Origin of the sequence: Rhodococcus sp. IEGM 1307 (assembly GCF_030056915.1) — a bacterium.
In the GTDB taxonomy this organism is placed as follows: domain Bacteria; phylum Actinomycetota; class Actinomycetes; order Mycobacteriales; family Mycobacteriaceae; genus Rhodococcus_F; species Rhodococcus_F opacus_D.
The window spans coordinates 56,255-77,298 of sequence record NZ_JASHKW010000016.1 but is presented as its reverse complement, the minus strand read 5'-3'; the positions used below and the strand labels follow the sequence as shown (position 1 = coordinate 77,298).

At 63.7% G+C, this 21,044-nt stretch carries 14 protein-coding genes and 2 pseudogenes; 14 read left to right on the top strand and 2 right to left on the bottom strand.

Translation table 11 applies throughout. The features are described 5' to 3' along the window. Nucleotides 1-82 precede the first annotated feature (82 nt). Both QM841_RS27730 and QM841_RS27725 read left to right on the top strand, forming a co-directional pair. On the top strand, nt 83-1,909 hold the full coding sequence (locus QM841_RS27730; RefSeq protein ID WP_095870027.1) for an acyl-CoA dehydrogenase: 1,827 nt from the start codon (nt 83-85) through the stop codon (nt 1,907-1,909). A gap of 133 nt (nt 1,910-2,042) precedes the next feature. After that, nucleotides 2,043-2,837 carry an IclR family transcriptional regulator gene (locus tag QM841_RS27725; protein ID WP_283334547.1) on the top strand — a complete coding sequence of 265 codons (795 nt, stop codon included), beginning with the start codon at nt 2,043-2,045 and terminating at the stop codon, nt 2,835-2,837. A 788-nt stretch (nt 2,838-3,625) separates the two neighbouring features. On the opposite strand, the gene QM841_RS27720 is transcribed toward QM841_RS27725, so the two are convergent. Further along, nucleotides 3,626-4,801 carry an MFS transporter gene (locus QM841_RS27720; RefSeq protein WP_164060181.1) on the bottom strand — a complete coding sequence of 392 codons (1,176 nt, stop codon included), beginning with the start codon at nt 4,799-4,801 and terminating at the stop codon, nt 3,626-3,628. Between the two features lie 660 nt (nt 4,802-5,461). Here QM841_RS27720 and QM841_RS27715 point away from each other — a divergent pair. The 5 genes from QM841_RS27715 to QM841_RS43495 are packed head-to-tail and all read left to right on the top strand — an operon-like array spanning nt 5,462 to nt 10,314. After that, entirely contained in the window at nt 5,462-6,832 is a 1,371-nt protein-coding gene (locus tag QM841_RS27715) for an aminotransferase family protein (RefSeq protein ID WP_164060180.1), read from the top strand. 14 nt (nt 6,833-6,846) lie between these two features. Continuing rightward, nucleotides 6,847-8,109, top strand: a complete 1,263-nt coding sequence (locus tag QM841_RS27710) for a M20 family metallo-hydrolase (RefSeq protein WP_095870031.1) — start codon at nt 6,847-6,849, stop codon at nt 8,107-8,109. 48 nt (nt 8,110-8,157) lie between these two features. Further along, nucleotides 8,158-9,705 (top strand): class I adenylate-forming enzyme family protein, encoded by a 1,548-nt coding sequence (locus QM841_RS27705; RefSeq protein WP_283334546.1) that lies wholly within the window; start codon nt 8,158-8,160, stop codon nt 9,703-9,705. Nucleotides 9,706-9,719: 14 nt separating this feature from the next. After that, on the top strand, nt 9,720-9,977 hold the full coding sequence (locus QM841_RS43500) for an oxidoreductase (protein ID WP_502943293.1): 258 nt from the start codon (nt 9,720-9,722) through the stop codon (nt 9,975-9,977). 58 nt (nt 9,978-10,035) lie between these two features. After that, complete coding sequence (locus QM841_RS43495; protein WP_502943292.1) at nt 10,036-10,314, top strand: oxidoreductase; 279 nt, start codon at nt 10,036-10,038, stop codon at nt 10,312-10,314. Between the two features lie 341 nt (nt 10,315-10,655). Here QM841_RS43495 and QM841_RS27700 read toward each other — a convergent pair whose 3' ends face one another. Next, a complete protein-coding gene (locus tag QM841_RS27700) occupies nt 10,656-11,735 on the bottom strand; it encodes a LacI family DNA-binding transcriptional regulator (RefSeq protein ID WP_283334609.1) in 1,080 nt (359 codons plus the stop codon). Nucleotides 11,736-12,257: 522 nt separating this feature from the next. Here QM841_RS27700 and QM841_RS27695 point away from each other — a divergent pair. The 7 genes and pseudogenes from QM841_RS27695 to QM841_RS27665 all read left to right on the top strand — a co-directional run bounded on the left by QM841_RS27695 (nt 12,258) and on the right by QM841_RS27665 (nt 21,002). After that, entirely contained in the window at nt 12,258-13,631 is a 1,374-nt protein-coding gene (locus QM841_RS27695) for an MFS transporter (protein ID WP_095870035.1), read from the top strand. Nucleotides 13,632-13,665: 34 nt separating this feature from the next. Next, nucleotides 13,666-13,817 (top strand): annotated as a pseudogene (locus QM841_RS27690) (IS3-like element ISRhosp1 family transposase); the annotation flags it as partial. Nucleotides 13,818-13,912: 95 nt separating this feature from the next. Beyond that, nucleotides 13,913-14,110 (top strand): annotated as a pseudogene (locus tag QM841_RS27685) (acetyl-CoA C-acyltransferase); the annotation flags it as partial. 32 nt (nt 14,111-14,142) lie between these two features. Next, nucleotides 14,143-15,033: an MBL fold metallo-hydrolase gene (locus QM841_RS27680; protein WP_095870036.1), complete on the top strand. Its 891-nt coding sequence runs from the start codon at nt 14,143-14,145 to the stop codon at nt 15,031-15,033. 144 nt (nt 15,034-15,177) lie between these two features. Further along, nucleotides 15,178-16,629 carry an aminobutyraldehyde dehydrogenase gene (locus QM841_RS27675; protein ID WP_283334545.1) on the top strand — a complete coding sequence of 484 codons (1,452 nt, stop codon included), beginning with the start codon at nt 15,178-15,180 and terminating at the stop codon, nt 16,627-16,629. 43 nt (nt 16,630-16,672) lie between these two features. Further along, nucleotides 16,673-18,121: an aldehyde dehydrogenase family protein gene (locus QM841_RS27670; RefSeq protein WP_164060178.1), complete on the top strand. Its 1,449-nt coding sequence runs from the start codon at nt 16,673-16,675 to the stop codon at nt 18,119-18,121. Between the two features lie 22 nt (nt 18,122-18,143). Then, nucleotides 18,144-21,002: an FAD-binding and (Fe-S)-binding domain-containing protein gene (locus QM841_RS27665; protein WP_179443382.1), complete on the top strand. Its 2,859-nt coding sequence runs from the start codon at nt 18,144-18,146 to the stop codon at nt 21,000-21,002. Nucleotides 21,003-21,044: the final 42 nt, after the last annotated feature.

The following is a 21,044-nucleotide window of genomic DNA, read 5'->3' as shown; positions in this document are numbered from 1 at the left end:
CTAGAGAGGTTGCGGGCTCAGCAGCGGATCAGCTGATTTCGGCAGACCGTGCATCGAAAGCTAGAGGGGATTACCGACCAAGATGGCGCATTACAAGAGCAACGTCCGTGACCTGGAGTTCAACCTGTTCGAGGTCCTGGAACTCGGCAGGGTGCTCGACACGGGCGTCTACGGGGACCTCGATCGTGAACTCGTCACCGACATTCTGCAGGAAGTCAGCCGCTTGGCCGAAGGACCGGTTGCGGAGTCGTTCGAGGTAGCGGATCGCGCACCGACGACGTTCGACGTGGACAGCAATTCTGTGGTCGTACCGGATGCGCTGGCGAAGACCGTTCGCATCGTCGCGGAGTCAGGGTGGGCACAGCTGGGGCTCCCCGCCGACATGGGCGGCTCGGCGGTCCCGTCCGTCCTGGTCTGGGCGGTCAACGAGATGTTGTCTTCGGCAAATGCGCCACTGACGTTCTTCAACTTCTCGTCGACCATCGCTCGGGTCGTGTTCGAGTTCGGGACCGCACAGCAAAAGCAGTGGGCGAAAGCCGGCTTGGAGAGGGGCTGGGCGGGAACCATGGTGTTGACCGAGCCCGATGCCGGTTCCGATGTCGGCGCGGGGCGGACCAAAGCGATCGCTCAGCCGGATGGAACCTGGCACCTACAGGGTGTCAAGCGTTTCATCACGAACGGCGACGTCGGCGACACGGCGGAGAACATCTTCCACCTCGTCCTGGCCCGACCTGAGGGTGCGCAGCAGGGAACCAAAGGTCTGAGCCTGTTCTATGTACCCAAATGGCACTTCGATCCGGTGACCATGGAGCTCGGGGCGCGTAACGGCGTTTTCGTCACCGGCCTCGAGAAGAAGATGGGCATCAAGTCCTCGCCGACGTGTGAGCTGACCTTCGGGGGTACCGACGTTCCCGCAGTGGGGTGGCTCGTCGGCGACGTGCACGACGGCATCGCCCAGATGTTCCGGGTCATCGAAAGCGCGCGGATGACAGTGGGCACCAAAGCCATCGGCACTCTCTCCACCGGCTACCTCAATGCCCGCGACTACGCGAAAGAACGCATTCAGGGTGTCGACATGACCGAGATGAGAAACCCGGCCGCGCCGCGGGTTCCGATCGGCCACCACCCGGCCGTCCGCCACAGCCTCGTCTTGCAGAAGGCGTACGCCGAGGGTCTGCGCGCCGTCTACCTCTATACCGCGGCGCATCAGGATCGCGAGGTCGCACTCGAGGTGTCCGGTGCGAACGCGGACTTGGCGCAGCGAGTCAACGATCTCCTCCTGCCGATCGTCAAGGGCGTCGGTTCGGAACGTGCATGCGAGCTGCTCACCCGTAGCCTCCAAATCTTCGGCGGCTCGGGATACCTTCAGGACTACCCGCTAGAGCAGTACCTCCGCGACAGCATCATCGACACGCTCTACGAAGGCACCACAGCGATTCAGGCCCAAGACTTTCTGTTCCGCAAGGTACTGCGCGACAACGGTGTCGCCCTCTCGCACGTCACGGAGCAGATCGAGCGGTTCATCGGATCGGCACCTGCTGAGTTGAGAGCCGAGTGCACACTGCTTCACGTGGCACTCGGCGACATCGGTGAGATGGTCGCAGCTTTCGGATGCTATGCGGCAGGCACGAACGACGGGCGAGAGATTTACAAGGCAGGCCTCGGGGCCGTTCGGCTGCTCGAAGCGGTGGGAGATCTGCTCATCGGATGGCGGCTCCTCGTGCAGGCGACTGTCTCACTGACTGCCTTGGCCAGTGACCCGGAAGTCAAGGATGCGCCCTTCTATAAGGGAAAGATCACGACGGCGTCCTACTTCGCAAAGACCGTACTCCCCGGCATCACGGCAACGAAGCAATCCGTCCTCGACCTCGATCTCGCGATCATGGAGCTCGACGAGAACGCCTTCTGACTCGGTGAGAAAGATGCAACACGTCGTGGCCTCGCCCGACTTCGGCGAGGTCCACGACGCACGGCCGGCGGGGCCGATTCCACCCGTGTTCATGGCGCCCACCGAAAATGTATAGTCATCCATCGTGGGCAACTTGGACTCGACGGCGACGGTCGAATCACCGCGCGGGGGTTCCCCCTCCTACCCGATCGGATCGGTCGGCAATGCACTGCAGATGCTTCTTATGCTCCGGAAATCACCAGCACTTCGTGTGACCGAGGTATCGCACGACTTGAACATTGCGCCTTCCAGCGCGCATCGGATACTTGCTGTGCTGCAGCAGTTCGACTTCGTCGAGCAAGACGTGACGACCCGCGCATACGCCCAAGGTCCGGCGCTGCTCGATATCGGATTGGCCGCCGTCAGTCATCTGCCTGTCCGCCAAGCCGCTCACCAGTTGATCCGGAACCTGCGCGACGTCACAGGTGAGACGACCGAGCTGTGTATTCTCGACGGGCCCGACGTCATCGTCGTCGACGTCGCCGAAGGATTGCTACCGCTGCGAGTAGTCGATGATCTCGGCGACCGGATGCCGGCCCACCTCACAGCAGCGGGAAAAGCAATGCTTTCCCACATGACCACCGCTGACCTTCGAGAACTCTTCCCAGACCCGGAGGAGAAGCTCCACACCGTGACTGAACGATCCATCGGCACCCGTGCCCTACTCGACCAGCACCTGGCCACCGCCCGCGAACTGGGCTATACGACCAATCTCGGGGAGGCAGGCCCGGAATTCGTCGGCGTGGCCGCCGCCATCGTCGACGAGACCGGGACAGTCCACGGCGCCGTCACGCTGGCACTGCCGTGGGCGCGAGCTGCCGACGGCTTTGCCAGCCACCTCGGCCCCCAAGTCAGACGCACCGCAGAGACCATCGGCACAGTCCTGTAACCGGTTCACACCTTCCCATCGTTGGTCGCGTTGACATGACCGGAAGATCGCCGGCCTTATCGCGAGCGGGATACAGCACGGCGCTCGACGGTATTGAGTGCTGGGTCCTCGCTCACATGTGAACGAGTGTTTGCCGACAGCAAATGTCGTCTCGGCCGGTAAGTCACGAGATGCGGGAGACCACACTGATTAGTCAGTGTAAGAATGTCGAGTTCGACGTGAGCGGTGATTTGACGGCCTCGGCGGCCAGAAAGTGACTTCGAAGCACTCGTGATGCCGGGCACGCAACCGCTCCACCTCGACGGCGATCTTCGACATGGGCCAGAAGTGCCCCGGAGCAACATCCGGGGCACTTCTGCGTATCTGCTCTTGAGCCGCTCACCCTGGCAGCGCACTGGTCCCTGACCACCCATTGTTCAGGCGACGGGTGGTCGCCGAATTCGGCCTCAGGTCCGCTACACGCTTCAGTGGTGCGTTTCAAACCAGCGGCGACGGACTCAGCCGTACTGGGACCGCGTCGGTCCTCGCCGCCCACAGTAACGTCCTTGAATCCGACTCGGCCGCAGTCGGGTCGGTAAAAGGCTGTTGCACAACAGTTATGAACTATTAACCCGCCAGCACAGGAGTTCCCTCAGATCGCACGGTCGATCCCCGCCTCCGCGTTCGGCTTCCTCGCCTCGAATCTCGGCGAGTCTCTGGCGCTCGACCGTGGACGAGGGTCAGAGTAAGGGCTTCGCAGCCACCTCGGCCCTCAGGCGAGGCGAACCGCAGAGACTGTCGGCGCGGTTCTATTCGCGACTGGCCGGCACTTCGCGCATCACCTGCCGATGCTGCTGACTGCGGTTCTGCCGTGCGGCGAGAGGGAGTGCCACGGTCAGTGCAATGATCACTGCAGACGAGAGATGAGCGATACCGAACCCGGAGTGATCGGCGACCGCGCCCGTCATCGTCGCTCCCAGGCCGATTCCGGCGTCCATGCTGATGTTCCATGCGGCACTGGCGAATCCGACTCGGTGCGGGGGTACTGACACTAATGTCCTCATCAACGTCACGTTCTGGATCCAGCCAAGGCCAAACCCGAAGGCCATCGCCCCGGCCAGAGCGACCGGGAATGCGGCATTCGCCGATGTGACGGCGACCGAGAAGCACATGGTTCCCGCGATCGCTGCGACGACTCCGATCTGTGCCGTCGACCGACGGTCGAGAATCCGGTGACTATAGTGTCCCGCGACGAACCGGCCCGCGACGACGGTGCCGCCTACCGTCGCCAGGATCACTCCGGCATGTGTGGACTGGGGATAGCCGACGAGCGGAACCAGCGCTGAAAGACCACCATACGCAGCAGCGATGCCAACAACGGCCAGGCTGGCCAAGGCGATAGGCCGTTTGAGGACACCACGCGTGGACTCGGAATCCGAATGCGCACCGATAGCGCCATACATGGCCCGCGGGAGACCAAGCGCCGCCAGCGCTGCTGTTACGGCCATTGCAGTCGCGACTACGGACACTGCCACCACACCCCCGGCTCGGAAGAGTTGCATTCCGATCAACAGAAAGACGGTCTGAGAGGCAGCATTGGCCATGCCCTGTGCGGCGACGGCCCGACCGAGCCGATCGCTGGTGGACAGGTGAGGAGGCAGCGCAGAGCAGGCCACTGTCACCAGGCCGAATCCGAGTCCTCGGACCGCGCTGATCACCATCAAAGCGGTGATGTCGTGTGACCACTGTACGAGAGCGATGCACGGCAACCCGAGAAGCAGACATCCGGACACCACAACTGGACGAAAGTCGTAGCGACGCAGCAATGTAGGGGTGGCGAGTTGGGCCGCGATAGTGGCGGTCATAAACACCCCGGTTGTTCCCCCCGCGGCGAAACCTGAGCCTCCAACGGCACTGACGAGGAGCGGAGTCACGGGGAAGATCAACGCCCAGGACCCGAATACGTTGGAAACGATGAAGATCACTCCACCCAACGTGGCCATCCGAGGTCTGCGAGTCACCACCATGAACGCCCTTTCGTACTCGTGAGTGGAAGCCCGGTTCGCGCAGGCCAGAGATAGAGATGGTGCCAATGGCAAATCCTCTTCGAGCGCAGCCCGCATGCATCTGAGGCGAACTGGAACGTCGATAATTCTGCTATGCAGAATTGAAATCCACCCTGAGGTCCGTTGCCGGCATCCGCATGAAGTCAAAGTCAGGATATATAACCGAATCCTGTATACCAGGTCTCGCCGAAGGTAACACTACGGAAATCACGCTATTCTTATCTATGGATAGCCGTTCTATTAGGCAGAACTTGCATCAGCGTCGTCCCCGGCTGCGGCAACGAAGGCAGGCTGCTCCGGTGGAGGTGGAAACCGTCATGCGTGCCCAGTTCCGCGGTCGGGCGACGTGCGCAGGCCGCGCCATTTCACGGAAGGGGGTGCCCAGCCGGGCCACCACAGGCTCCGGCCAGGCTGCTCTCCGGTCAGGTGTCTTGTGCTCACGGGCTGGCAAACGTAGAGTGATACCAAACGTTTGGCAACCGCCCATGCAGCTTCCGGAAAAGCGGGAGTGACCTGCGGTGGGCTGCCGCTCCTCGCTTCTCTAGTAAACAACGGCCACTAACAGGAAGGTCAGGCGCAGTGTCCACACGTGACGGCCTCGGGAACCATCAAGAGCAGTTCTATTCGAAGTCCTCGATTCCTCGACCGCATATCACCCGTTCCGAGGGTATTCGCTTCTACGGCGCTGATGGCACGGCGTATATCGATGCGAATGCTGGTGCGGCAGTAGCGAATATCGGTCCCGGTAACGAACGCGTCCTTCAGGCGATGGTCGACCAGGGCCGACGCATGACGTTCTCGTACGTTCGTTTCTCCCGACACGACCCCAACATCGAGCTGACGGCGCGGATCGCCGAGCTCGCCGGACCCGGATTTGAGCGCATCCACCTTGCGAACGACGGGTCCGAGGCCAACGAGATGGCCATCAAACTTCTCCGGGTCGCGGCCTACCAGGCAGGAAAGCCGGCGAAGCGGAAGGTCATCTCACTCACGCCGTCCTACCACGGCGGAACGCTCGGAACGATGGGGTGGACCGGGGACAGTGAGTACACCGCCTACTACGGCGACATGATGGTGCCCTCGACGAAGGTTCCCGCGCCGTTGACGTACCGCCGCCCCGACGGAATCAGCATCGAGGAGGCGGGATCGCTCGCCGCCGAGCACCTCGAACGCGCGATCCTCGAACTTGGTCCGGACAACGTCCTCGCTTTCATCATGGAGCCTGTTGGCGGAACAGCAACCGGCGCGAACGTTGCACCGGAATCCTATCTGCGCGCCGTTCGCGAGATCTGCACCCGCCACGATGTCTTTCTCGTCTTCGACGAGGTCATGTCCGCGACCCGGACCGGAAAATTCCTGGCTGCCCAGCACACCCCCGACGCACGCCCCGACGCGATCGTGATCGCCAAGGGCCTGGGCGCCGGATACGTCCCGCTCGCTGCGACTGCGGTCTCGGCGGAACTGCTCGAGCGCCTCACCTCGAACGGTGGCTTCGATCTGTCGCACACGTACAACGCGAACCCCATCTCCTGCGCGGCAGGCTGTGCGGTTCTCGACGAGATGACCGAGCGAGGCCTGATCGAGAACGGCGCGGTCATGGGTCGAGAGCTGACCAAGCAGTTGCAGGGTCTGGCGGAGAAATGGCCGCTGATCGGTGATGTCCGCGGCCGCGGGCTGATGGTCGGCGTCGAGATCGTCGCGGACCGCGCCACGAAAGCCTCCCTTCCCGGTGCTGCCAACGCGACGGGCGAGATCCGTCGTGTTGCCATGGAGAACGGATTGCTCATCGGTGGTCGTCGACTCAACGGGGGAGCCTTCGGTGAATTCCTCATGCTCACGCCCGCATTGATCATCACCGAGGCCGAAGTCACCGAGATCGTCGAGCGGCTGGATACGACCCTCGCGACGGTGACGAAGCGGCTGCAGGCCGCCGGATATCTCTCGGCCTGAGAAACGGAGACCGCATGTCTGTTCTCGACCCCCTCACCATTGCCGATCCGGGGCAACTCACTGCCGACCTGGTCCACCTGTCGACCATCGTCGACTCCACCGTTCCTGGCTGGACCAGGCAGGCGTTGACCGAGGCCGATGTCGTCGGCCGGCACTGGGTCAGAGCTCGAATGGCGGAGGCCGGCCTCGACGCTCACATCGACGGCGCAGGCAACGTCATCGGTGTGCTCCGCGGGACCGCGCCTGGCAACAGCGCAATCATGACCGGATCACATACCGACACCGTCGAGGGAGGTGGGCGATACGACGGCAACGTCGGTGTCGCATCCGCCCTCGAGGTGGTGCGGACCCTCCGCGCCAACGAAGTTCGACTCCGCCACGACCTCATCGTCGTCGACTTCTTCAGTGAGGAGCCCAACCGGTTCGGAATCAGCTGCATCGGCTCGCGGGCGCTGACGGGGTTCATCACCGCTGAGGATCTCGACCGGGTGGACTCGGACGGTGTCCGGTTCGCCGACGAGTTGGTGCGCATCGACATCGACCCCAGTGCGCTGCTGTCCTCACGGATGGACACCAGCCGCATCAAGGCGTTCGTCGAGCTGCACATCGAGCAGGGGCCGTATCTCGAGGAGCAGGGCAGCGATATCGGCCTCGTCACTTCCATCACTGGGATCAAGCGATTCCGGGTCGCGTTCAGGGGCCGTCCGGATCACGCCGGAACGACGCCGATGAACCGGCGGCACGACGCGGGATGTGCCGCCGCAGGATCGGTCCTGGCCATCGAACAGATCGCCTCCGCGAACGTCGACGGTAGAGGAACTACCGGGTTGGTCACCTTCACACCGGATGCAGTGAACATCGTCACCGAATCCGCCGAACTCTGGGGCGAGTTCCGCAGCCCCGATCTGCGCTGGCTGGACGACGCCGGAACCGAGTTTCACAGCGCGGTGCAGCGCGAGGGCGCCAGCCGTTCGGTGGAAGCCCAGCTGGACTGGCTCCCGTCGGAGCAGCCCGCCGGCATGGATGATCGGTTCATCGAGGTCACCGCGCGGGAGGCAGACCGACTCGGACTCAAACAATCCCGCCTCTACAGCGGCGCCGAACACGATGCGGCGATTATTGCGAAGAAGATCCCGACAGCCATGATCTTCGTGCCGTCGAAGGACGGCCGCAGCCACTGCCCGGACGAGTTCACCGCCGACAAGGACATCCACTCGGGCGCGAACGTACTTCTCAACACGATCATCACCCTTGATCGCGAGCTCGACTTCGCCTGACCGCGCCGTCTTCGCGACTGGTTCGGACTTCGCACTCTGGAGAACAACATGGATTTGTCACACCTTCTGTACCGAAGCGCGTTGCGTTATCCCGACAACCCGCTGTGGGTCTCGCTCGACCGTGCGCCCGTCACCTACGCGGAAGGCGCAGCCCGCGTTAGCTCCCTAGCCAACGCCATCCTGACCCGCGCTCCTCAGCGGGCGCGGGTCGCGATTCTGTCGACGAACCGCTACGAGGGGCTCGAAGGCTTCCTGGCCACCATCACGGCCGGCTGCGCCGCGGTCACCCTCAACCCGCGAGGCCATCAAGAGGACTACCGCCACGCTCTCTCGGACTCCAGGGCCACCATCGTCCTGTGTGATGCAACGCTCGCCGACCGACTGACTCCCCTTCACGAGGATCTTTCGCAAATCGAGCACTGGGTCAGTTTCGGCGGGGACGTCCCCGGTTTCGAACGGCTGGACGACTGGCTGAAGTCGCCGAGCGAACGTCCGGACATTGTGATCGAGCCCGATGATCCCGCGTGGCTGTTCTACACATCGGGAACCACAGGCAAGCCCAAGGGAGCTGTGGAGACCCACCGGAACCTGCTCGCGATGACGCGCCACTTCATGCTCGAACTCGGATCCGATCTCGGGTCCAACGACGTGATGCTGCACCTCGCTCCGATCTCGCACGGATCGTGCAGCGTCGCGATGCCACACCTCGCGGTGGGCGCGGCGAACGCGTTTCCGAGCTCGCTCAGTTTCGACCCCTCCGCAGTGCTCGAAACGATTGATCGCCTGAACGTCACTGCAACGATGCTCGCCCCCACGATGATTCGGATGCTGCTCGACGCTCCTGATGTGGAGAAGCACGATCTGTCAAGCCTGAAATCGGTCGTGTACGGGGCTGCTCCCATGCCGGTCGCCGACCTGAAGCGCGCGCTCGAGGTCTTCGGCCCCGTGTTCGTGCAGTTCTACGGACAGGCAGAGGCAGCCGCGACCATCACCTGTTTGCCGAAGGCCGAGCACCGTCTGGACGACGAGGACTGCGTCCGACGACTCGCCTCGGCCGGCCGCGAGACCTTCTCGACTCGCATTCGAATCGTCGACCCCGAGGGACGGGAAGTCCCCGCCGGCACCGTCGGAGAAATCACCGTCCGCGGTGAGCTGGTGATGTCCGGCTACTGGGAACGCCCGGACGCGACAGCCGAAACGATCAAGGACGGCTGGCTGCACACCGGCGATGCCGGCTACCTCGACGAAGGGGGATACCTCTTCATCACAGACCGCATCAAGGACATGATCATCAGCGGAGGATCCAACATCTATGCCCGCGAGGTAGAAGAGGTCCTCGGCCAGCATCCGGACATCGCGCAGGCCGCGGTAATCGGCATCCCCGATGAGAAGTGGGGTGAAGTCGTCGCAGCTGTGGTTGTCGCGCAGGAGGGCACAGATCTGACTCCCGAGTCCGTCATCGATTTCGCACGAAAGTCGATGGCCTCGTACAAGAAGCCACACCAGGTCTGGATCGTGGACGAACTGCCAACCAGTGCCTACGGCAAGATACTGAAGCGTGAACTGCGTAAGCAGTACCAGACCGCGCGGCAATAGCGGAGTGATCGAGTATCCGTCGCCCCGCCCTCGAATCGCGTGCTCCACGAAACGCAGGATTCGGTTTGGTAATGACGTGCGCAGCGCATGTGTCCCGGGCTGGCCAGGCATTCCCCGGACAGTTGGCCGTATGGAACGATCGTTTCTTGCCCGGCCTGACACGACTGGCCTCCGCACTGGCCGAGCGGGACGCGCCCTCGGCAGTCCAGCTCCATCACGGTGGTGCGCGCGCACGCCACGAATTTGCAGGACTTGAGCCGGTCGCCCCCTAGGATGATGCATCCAGAAGTATCCCCGTACTGATCATCGAAATCTGTTACATAGTACGAGATTTCGCTTCTACTGCACAACGGGTCGAGCGCGGGATTCGATGGCGTCGAGATTTCTGGAGCGCACGGTTACCGCCTGTGCCAGTTCCTGGACTCGCGACCCAACACCAGGACCGACGGCTACGGTGGCACGCTGGAGAATCGTTCCCGGATGGTTCTCGAGGTTCTCGATGCGGTGAGAGCGGCGACCGGACCCTCGTTCCAGGTCGGTCTGCGTCTGCGCCCCGAGCGCTACGGTGTCCTTCTTCCGAGAGCTGTCACGTGGCAGAATGCACCATGACATCGGACCTTGTCGACTATCTCGATGTGGGATGTAGAGAAGCGCCCACACCGTGAAACCAGCCCGAACCGGCTCTCACGCGACCTGGCCGCTGGTGCCACACTGCTGGATGTCTTCGCATCGCTTCCGCGAGGGAGCGCACGGCTCGGCGTGGCGGGCAAGATCCCGTCCGGCGCCGTGGCCCAGTCGTGTCTCGATCGGGGAGCGGACTTCGTTCTAGTCGGAACGGCGGCGATTCTTCAGCACGACTTTGCTCGCCGAGTGTTGATCGATCCGTCTTTCAGCAGCATCGATCAGCCGGTGTCGTGAATATCTCGCGTCGCAGGGACTGGGCCGCACCTTCATCGACTATCTCGCGAATGATTGGGACGATTTCGTCGCGTGATGATCACGCCCCTGGCAGAGGTGCCGGTCCTACCAGGCAAGGCGCCGCGCACCTCGGACGAGGAGGCACGGACGATCAGAGCGGGCTCCAAGGCGGCGCTTGCCGCATCTCGTCCCTCGATCAACGACACCAGCTTGCGCGCTGCCGTCCGCCCCATCGCGCCCAGATCCGTGCGGACGCTGCTGAGGGGTGTTTCGAGGTATGCGGCCTGCGGAATGTCGTTGTACCCGACGAGCGCGACGTCCTCGCCGACCCGCAGACCGCGGTCGGCGAGCGCCCGGCCTGCTCCAATCGCAGCGTGGTCGTTCGCGCAAAACAGGGCAGTGGGGGGTTCCTGGTGCTCCGCGAGAAGCTCCGTGACGTAGCGATGCCCGTCGTTGACACCGAATCCCCCGAGACTGGAAGCGGACACGACGGTGATCTGCGGGTGTTGCGCTATCACTTCGGCAAATCCGGCCACTCGGTCGAGCGACGTACTCGCTGCGGCCGGTCCGGGGACCACTGCCACCCGTTCGTGTCCCATGGCGACGAAATGCTCAGCCACGAGCGAACCGCCACGGCGATCGTCGGCAGTCACCGAAACCGCGCAATCCGACCGGCGCATGGCAAAAATGAACGGCACAGATTCCGATTCGAGTTGAGAGGGAATTGCACGCCCCACCTCCGTGTCGCACAGTACGAAACCGTCCACCTTCCGGCTGAGGAGATGATCGATCGCGGCGGAGCGCACATCGGGGTCGCCGTGTGTCGCGATGACGGCCGAAAGGTAGCCCAATTCTCGGGACGCTTCCTCGATGGCTGTTGCGAGTATGGCCATGACGATGTCGCTGAGGACGGGGACGACCACGCCGAGCACGCGCGAGCGCCCTCCGCGCAGACTGGACGCAACGGGATCGAGAACATAGCCCGCGTCGAAAGCCAGCGTCTGGATGCGTTCGATCGTGGACGCGGCCACGCGTCGGCTGTCACCTCGCAATGCGCGTGACACAGTGGACACGTCGACACCGGCCAGCGCTGCCAACTGCTTCATATTCATCGCGGTCAAGTCGTCCCCCTTCGAGTTAGTTGCGGTCGTGAGGCAAAGGATAGGAACCCGGCGTCGGGCTGTTAGAGCCACCAGTCCAGTGTGCGCACAGCAATCTACGCCAAACGATTGTCATCTGCGTCATACTCTCGTTTGATTTTGAAACCGTGCTCTCCCGAGATCTCGCCCCTTGCGTTCACTCGACGCGGTCGATTATCGTCACACCAAACGTTTGGCAAGGCCTAGGTCACATGAGGGCTGCAGACGAACGAGAGCGGTACGGGTGTCCACCTGCCGCGGACCTCGACGTCGTCAGCCGATCGCGACCGGGCAGCCGGAGAGTCGGAACGGTGAAGCAACACGCCGTCGTGACAGCCTCAGCGCCATGGGGGTCCGGGTAATCAGGCCGGCCAGACCAGACGTACCGTCACACCAGGCCCCGCGCACCGGCCACATCCAGCCACGAAACCCGAAGAGACATATCGACATGGGTATACGGCAAGCGCGCGAGTCCACCCAGAACAGGAGCGTCACATGTCCGAGATCGCGGGCACCGCGTACCCATCCACATCACCGTCCCCGCCTAACGGCGATGCTTCGCTCGACAATGAAAGACTGAGTCTGTTCCAGATCCGGCTTGCCGCGTGCGCGGGCGGTTCGGGGTTCATCGACGGTTACGTCCTGTCGATTTTCGGTGTTGCGCTGATCCAGATCGGGCCGGAGTTCGCTCTCTCGTCCGCCGCCAAGGGCGCCATCGCCGCGACGATTCTCATCGGTGTCTTCTTCGGAGGCATCGTCGGTGGCTACCTATCGGACAAGTTCGGCCGGCAGCGGATCTACAAATGGGATCTCTTCGCCATCGCCGTACTCTCCATTGCGTCGTTCTGGATCGATGGGCCACTCGCTCTGCTCATCATGCGGCTGCTCATCGGTTTCGCCGTCGGAGTCGACTATCCCATTGGTTCGGCCCTACTCACCGAGTTCAGTCCGAAGCGATTCCGTGGGCCGCTCTTGGGAGTGCTCATCTCGCTGTTCTTCCTGGGCGGTGCCGTTGCCTATGGCGTCGGCCAGGTGCTGTTGTCCACGGTCGGGGACGACGCCTGGCGATGGATGCTGGTCAGCGCTGCCGTCCCCGCGCTGCTCATCGGGGTGCTGCGCGTCGGAACCCCCGAATCTCCGTACTGGCTCACCCGAAACGGGCGCATCGAAGAGGCGAACACCGTTATGGAGCGCGTGTTCGGTCCCGGGGTTACGGTCGACGAGGTCCCCGCTGAAGGGGAGCGGACCGTCGGGCTCCGCGGAATCATCCGCTCCGGCTATCTCGGGCGCCTCGCCTTCGTGATCGCCAGCTGGACCAGCGCGATAATCCCCGTGTACGCGATCTTCTCGTTCGGCCCTCAACTCATCGGCGCGCTGCATCTCGAAGGTAATGCTGCTACCTACGGGTCCGCCGTCATCGAGCTGTTCTTCGCTGTTGGCTGCTTGCTCGCACTCGGGATCGTCAACAAGGTTGGCCGTAGAACCCTGACCATCCGGAGTTTTGCCCTCAAGTCCGTTCCGTTGCTGCTGCTTGCCGTGTTCTCCGATGCGCCGGCCATCTGGATCGCCGTATTCTTCATCGCGTTCGCCCTCTTCAGCGGAGGTCTGGAGGTGATGAACTTCGTGTACCCCAACGAGCTGTTCCCCACCGACCTTCGCAGTTCTGCCATGGGGCTGGTCACCGCGTTCACGCGATTTGGTGCGGCCGCAGGAACTTTTCTCGTACCGGTTGTACTCGAGCAGTACGGCATCTCCGCCACCATGTACGCCGCCTGCGCCATCACGTTGGTCGGTCTGCTCGTATCCATCGTGTGGGCTCCCGAGACCCAGGGGATGAAGCTCAGCGAGTCGTCCAGTCTCCACCACTGAGATATGTTACCTGCAGTGTTCCTGCCAGGTCCGACTGCACGGATCGGGTTGGACGACGAAAGTGCGGGTGGGGGAGTGGCTCTCGTACTTCAATCGACGTCGCCTCACTCCGCCCTCGGACACCTCACCCCAGAGGAGTTCGATCAACGACTGATCGCGTCGTCTGCGCTGTCAGTCGCCGCATGAAATCGGGTGTCCACTCCCGGGGGACGACCTCAGACCTGGCTGCCGTCGCCGCGGCCCTCGCCAAGGTGCCGGAGCTCGACCCGGCCAAGGTCGACGACCTCGACCTCGACGAGGACAAGATCAACATCTCCGGCGGGGCGATCGCGCTCGGTGACCCGTTCGGCATGACCGGTGCCCGCATCACCAACGCCCTGCTGAACAACCTACTTGAGCAGGACAAGGCCTTCGGCGTCGAGACCATGTGCGTCGGCGGCAGCCAGGGCATGGCGATGATGCGCGAACGCCTCAGCTGACTAACAGTCACTGCAAGACAATAGGATTCGCTATGAAGATCGAGTATGACACGGGCTTCCACGAGGTGGCCGACGGCGTCTGGATGGCTCGCTACGCGTGGCACGACGTCAACGTCACACTGGTGGAGGGCGGCGGCGGTGTTCTCCTCGTCGACACTCATTCCTCGGCCGAGGCGGCACGCGCGGTGCTGGCGGACGTTCGGCGACTCGGCCGCGGCGACGTCCTCGCAATCGTGAACACTCACGAGCACTTCGACCACGTCTTTGGAAACGCAACCGCGAAAGCCGTGTGCGGCGACAACATCCCGATCTACGCAACTCGTCGTGCGGCCGAGCGCACTCCTGTGTCCGCGGAGTTGTTCAAAGACCGGTACCGGCGGGAGCATGCGGCGGACCCGACCAAGGATCCGCGGACGTCCGAGATCCTCGGAACGCCCGTCCTTCCCGCCGACCACCTTTTCGACGATCGGATGACCGTCGACATCGGTGGTCGCCGGGTCGAGCTTGTTCATCCAGGGCGCGGCCACACGGCCGGGGACCTCGTGGTGTGGGTGCCTGATGCCAACGTCATGCAGTTCGGTGATTTGCTGGAAGCGACAGGCCCACCGGTCTACATCGATGACTGCTATCCGCTGGAGTGGGCGAGCGCCCTCGATTCTGCACTCGCACTCTTGGATGCGCGGTCGGTTGTGCTTGCGGGACACGGGCAACCCGCCGATCTGACCTGGGCGCGAGGTCAGCAACTGGAGATCGCCAGCGCTGCTGACTCGATCCGCCGGCTGGTCGACGAGGGTGCGCCGATGGCCCTCGCCCGCGAAGCAGCATCGTGGCCGTGGCCACTGGACTGGAGATTCTCGGGAGCGCTGCAGGCAGGCTACGCCCAGCTTGGTGTGCGGGCGTCGTCAGCCGGCGGCAGGAGCTGAGTCTGGCGCGAGCCTTGCGCACCCCGTATCCATCGCATACGTTGGGCAAGCATGCCAAACGATTGGCGTTAGCAGTCGATCTGCTTCCGTTCGCACTGGTCAGCGCCCTCGTCAGTCACCTGCAACAAACCTTCCGACGACAGAATGGTGATCAAACCCATGGTGCATACCGGCACGGCCTACCCGTTCATTGACGGCAAGAATTACGTCCCGACCTCAGAGGACGTCGACCGCATCGTCGATCCCTCGACAACCGAGGAGTTCGCAGTCGTCCCGCGCTGCTCGCCCTCGGATGTGGATCATGCCGTGCGAAGCGCCGATCGCGCGTTCGGGACATGGCGACGTGTGTCGCCGAGTCAGCGTTCCACCGCGCTGCTGAGGATCGCCCAAGCGGTGGAAACCAGGGCCGAGGAGTTCGCGCAGCTCGAGTCCCGTAATGCAGGTAAGCCGATCACCGCAGCACGCGGAGAGATCGAGACCGTCGTTGATCATCTCCGCTTCTTCGCGGGGGCGGCGCGAACCCTCAGCGGCGCGACCGCGGGGGAGTACCTCGCTGGCACGACCTCCTACCTACGTCGTGATCCGCTCGGCGTCGTCGGCCAGGTCACCCCGTGGAACTACCCGCTGATGATGGCGGTGTGGAAGTGCGGCCCCGCGCTGGCCGCGGGTAACACTGTCGTGCTCAAGCCGGCGGAGTCCACCCCTCTGACCACCCTGCTTCTGGCCGAGGTGGCCGCGGAGTTCCTCCCAGCCGGAGTTCTGAACGTCGTCACCGGCGCAGCCGACTGCGGTGAGGCGATCGTCGGGCACCCGCTGGTGAAGATGGTGTCGATCACGGGATCGACGGCGGCAGGTCGTCGTGTTGCCGAGCTCAGCGCGCGGGGCCTCAAGCACTCCCATCTGGAGCTTGGCGGGAAAGCACCTGTCGTCGTGTTCGATGACGTCGATCCCGCGGCGGCCGCCCAATTCATCGCTCTCGCGTCTTTCTGGAATGCGGGGCAAGACTGCACCGCGGCTGCGCGAATGATCGTCCACGAGTCGATTTTCGACAGCTTCCTCCACGAACTCCGTGCCGCCGCGTCAAGCATGACAATGGGTCTCACCAGTGACGCCGCAACCCGATTGGGCCCCGTCAACAATGTTCGGCAACACGAACGCGTGCTTGGCTTTCTCGACCGTTGCCCGGACCACGTCGACGTGCTGCGGGGTGACGCTGCGAGGGCGCTGCCCGGTTACTACGTGGATCCGACCATCTTGGTCGGAGTCCAACAGGACGACGAGGTCGTGCAGAACGAGATCTTCGGACCAGTGGTCACGGCGCAGTCCTTCAAGACCGCGGAGGAGGCGTTGCAGCTCGCGAACGGCACCCCATATGCCCTGGCCTCATCGGTGTGGACCCGCGACATCGACCGAGCACTCCGCTTCACTCGCGAGCTGGAATTCGGCTGCGTCTGGGTCAATCACCACCTCAGCGTGACTCCCGAGTTCCCGCACGGTGGAGGGAAGGCCTCCGGCGGCGGCAAAGACCTGTCGACGTCGATCGTCCACGAGTACACAGAGGCGCGGCACGTGATGTTCGGGTCGCTGCCCGAGTAAGACGCGTCCCGGCCACCAAACCCTCTCAAGGAGATCTGCATCAATGTCTCTCACCACTGCCCTTTCCCGCCAAGTGCTCGAGCGCGGCGTCCTCCTCGGTGGCGAGGAGATCTCCACCTCGAGTCGGGCGCATGTCACAAACCCGTACGACGGCGAAGCAGTCGGGAGTGTCGGCCAAGCGACCGCCGCGCAGGCCACCGCGGCGGTCGGCTTAGCCCATGCCGCGCTCGACGCTCCAATCCCCGCACACGAGCGGGCCACAGTTCTCGACCGGGTGGCCGAGGAGTTGCTGCGCCGGCGTGAGGAGCTGGCACTGCTGATCTCGTCCGAAGTGGGTAAGCCGATCGCCCTGGCACGATCCGAGGTTGACCGGGCAGCAAGCACGTACCGGGTGTCGGCCGCTGTTGCGCGAACACGCACTGGAAATATGGTCGCAATGGACGCCACGGCTGCGGGGGCGAACAAGTTGGCCTACACCGTAAACCGCCCGATTGGGGTCGTCACCGCAATCACGCCGTTCAACTTCCCACTCAATCTGGTTGCTCACAAGCTGGCTCCGGCGTTGGCTGCAGGATGCCCGGTCGTATTGAAGCCTGCCCCGCAGTCCCCGCTCACCGCGTTCGTGCTCGCCGACATCTGTACTGCCGCAGGTCTCCCGGCTGGGTACCTCTCGGTGGTTCCAGGGGAGCCGGCAGAGATCAGCGCCTCGATCGTCCAGGATCCGCGAGTCGCGGCGATCAGCTTCACCGGGTCGACCGAGGTCGGCTGGCACATCGCGGCAAGCGCCCCCCGCAAGAAGGTCCTCCTCGAGTTGGGAAACGCGAGTCCGGCCATCATCGAGCCCGACGCCGACCTCGAACGAGCAGCGAATCTCCTCGCTCCGAACGCGTTCGTCTTCGCCGGGCAGACCTGCGTCTCGGTCCAGCGGATCTACGTCGATCGCGCCGTACACGGCGAGTTCCTCGACCTGCTCGTCGCACGAACCGGTGAAATCGTCTCCGGCGACCCACGGGACGAGCAGGTCGTGTGCGGCCCACTGATCGACAACCGGGTGGCCGAACGCGCCCTTGCAGCAATACGTTCCGCAACCGAGCAAGGAGCGGAAGTCGTTTCCGGCGGCGAACGCCGATCCGACGGGGTTGTACCCCCGACCGTGGTGAACAACGCTGCGCAGTCCAGCGATCTCATTCAGAAGGAAGCCTTCGCCCCGGTGGTCAGTGTCGTCGGAGTAGAGAGTTTCGACCAAGCGATCGACATGGCGAACGACTCACAGTACGGCCTGCAGGCCGCCGTCTTCACCCAGAACCTCGACAAGGCCCTGGCGGCCACCGACAGACTCGATTTCGGCGCGGTTCTGGTGAACGAGGCACCGTCGTTCCGCGCCGACAACATGCCCTACGGAGGACTCCGGAACTCCGGAAACACCAAGGAGGGGCCCGAGTCGACCGCCTCCGCACTCACCGTGGAGCGACTCTGTGTCTTCTCCCGATGACTGCGGACGCGGACCGGACAAGATGATCTCCTCGGTGACGCACCCCGCACCCGCCGCGGTTGTCGAGGCAGTGATGGCGCTACGGCGTCAGGGAGTCGAGGTCGACGACAGTGCACTGACCAAATCGCTGTACTCCTCGGATGCCTCGGTTTACCGGGTACCACCGAGCGCTGTGGTGTTCCCGCGGGCCATCGACGAAATCGACGCCATCATGTCGGTCTCCACCGCACACGGCATCCCGATTACCAGCCGCGGCGCCGGCACATCGATCGCAGGCAACGCCATCGGCACCGGACTCGTGGTTGATCACAGGAGACACCTCAACGGCGTGCTTGGCGTGGACTTCGAGAGCAACCGGGCTCGAGTACAGGCGGGCGCCGCACACGCGACGCTGCAGCGAGCCGCAGCCCCGTACGGTCTGCGTTTCGGTCCAGATCCGTCCTCCCACTCTCGATGCACGATCGGCGGAATGATCGGAAACAACGCATGCGGTTCGCGGGCTCTGGGGTACGGACGCACCAGCGACAACGTGTACGGCCTGCATGTGGTGACCGGTACGGGTGAGCACCTCCGCCTCGGAAGCCTCGCAGACGGATCCAGCGACGGGTCATCTGTTCTGCGGGGATTGCAAACCACCACGATGAACTCGCTAGCCACCATCCGCACCGAGTTCGGCCGGTTCGGGCGGCAAGTCTCGGGCTACGCGCTTGAAAACCTGCTTCCTGAGAACGGCTTCGACGTCACGAAAATGTTGGTGGGCAGCGAAGGAACGCTGGCAACGGTAGTGGAGGCCGATATCCGTCTCGTTGCCGACGCTGCGCACAAAGTCATGGTCGTGCTTGGATTCCCCGACATGATCGCCGCTGCCGCCGCGGTCCCGGCGATCCTTCCATTTTCTCCGGTTGCCTGCGAAGGCCTCGACCGTCGCATCACGAACGCAGTCGCGGACAGGTCGGCTGCAGTACGCGACCTTCCAGAGGGCGCCGGATGGCTGTTCGTCGAAGTGGTCGGCGAAGAGAAGTCTGCCCTCGCCGCTGTGGCCGACGCTGTGGCCGACGCCAGCCGGGCCTTGGACCATCGGGTCGTGACCTCGTCGGCGCAAATGGCTGCCCTGTGGAAGATCCGTGAAGACGGGTCTGGTCTGGTCGCACGTACGTCCACAGGCCGCCCCGCCCACGCAGGATGGGAAGACGCGGCAGTGCCTCCGCAGCACCTCGCGGATTATCTGACTCGTTTCGAAGAGTTGCTCACCGGCCACGGGTTCACGGGTGTCCCATACGGTCACTTCGGGGACGGGTGTGTACACGTACGCATCGACTTCGACCTCGACGACAGTGGGGGTCGCCGGCGCTATCGGGACTTCCTCGACGATGCAGCGACACTCGTGGCCAAATACGGGGGATCAATGTCGGGTGAACATGGTGACGGTCGAGCGCGCGGCGAGCTGCTCGCGCACATGTACTCGGCTGCAGCCATCGACGTCTTCCGGAAGGTCAAGGCGCACTTTGATCCCGAGAACCTGCTCAATCCCGGAATCGTTGTCGATCCCGTTCCGGTGGAGGCCGATATCCGCTACACGACGCCACTGCCCCTGGCGCGCTCCGCGGCGTTCAGCTATCCGGACGACTCGGCCGGTCTCTTCGATGCCGTGCACCGCTGCACGGGCGTCGGACGATGTGTCGCAGCGAACCCGGCACCTGACAGCGTCATCTGCCCATCCTTCCAGGCCACGAGGAACGAGAAGGACTCCACTCGCGGGCGGGCACGGGTGCTCCAAGACGCGGTGTCGGGAAAGCTCGGTCCGAACGGTTTGCAGTCTCCGGAAGTAGGCGATGTGCTGGACCTGTGTTTGGGCTGTAAGGGGTGCAAGTCGGACTGCCCGACCGGTGTCGACATGGCCAAGTACAAAGCCGAGGTGCTCAACGCTCGGTATGCCGGGCGGCTGCGCCCGCGTTCGCACTACTCGCTCGGCTGGCTGCCGTTGTGGTTGCGTCTCGCGCGTCGCCTCCCAGCACTGTTCAACGGCCTCAGCAGCGTAGAGCCTCTGCACCGGCCGCTGATGTGGTTCGCGGGTATCGACGCACGACGCTCCATCCCTCAGTTGGCCGCGTCCACCGACAGGGCCGCGTTCAAGGCTGCGGTGAAGACTGGACCACCGGGTGTCGGAAAGTACACGCCAGGTCGAGAGGTCGTTCTCTTCGTCGACACCTTCAGCTCGAGCTTCAATCCGCGGGTGGTAACAGCCACCATCGACCTTCTGAACGACGCGGGATACGCGGTCCATCTGCCCGCAAGCGAGGTGTGCTGCGGACTGACGTGGACTTCGACCGGCCAACTCGACGGAGCGCGGCGGCGGCTGCGGCGCACGGTTGACGTGTTGTATCCCTATGTACAGCGTGGCGCCACCGTGCTGGGAATCGAACCGTCCTGTACCGCCGCGCTGAGATCTGATCTGGTCGAGCTCGTCGACACCTCGGACGCGGCACAGGTGTCCTCGGCAGTGCGTACCTTGGCCGAACTACTCTCTGCGGACGCCGATTACACCCCGCCAGACCTCTCAGGCCTGGAGATCACCGCGCAGCCCCACTGTCATCACCATGCCGTGATCGGCTGGGACGCCGACCGTGCACTTCTGGAGCGAGCCGGCGCCAAGGTAACGACGGTCGGTGGTTGCTGTGGCCTGGCCGGAAACTTCGGTGCCGAACGTGACCACTACGAGGTGTCCGTAGCGGTAGCCGAGACGCAGCTCCTCCCGGCGCTGCGCACCCTCCCCCCTCAGGCCGTTGTCCTTGCCGATGGATTCTCCTGCCGCACCCAGATCGACAACCTCCACCCCGCCACCGAGGTGCTCCACCTTGCCGAGCTCCTCGCCGGCCGCTGACCTTCACTAAGGTCAGAGACAAACTCTGCCCGCCCACCGAGC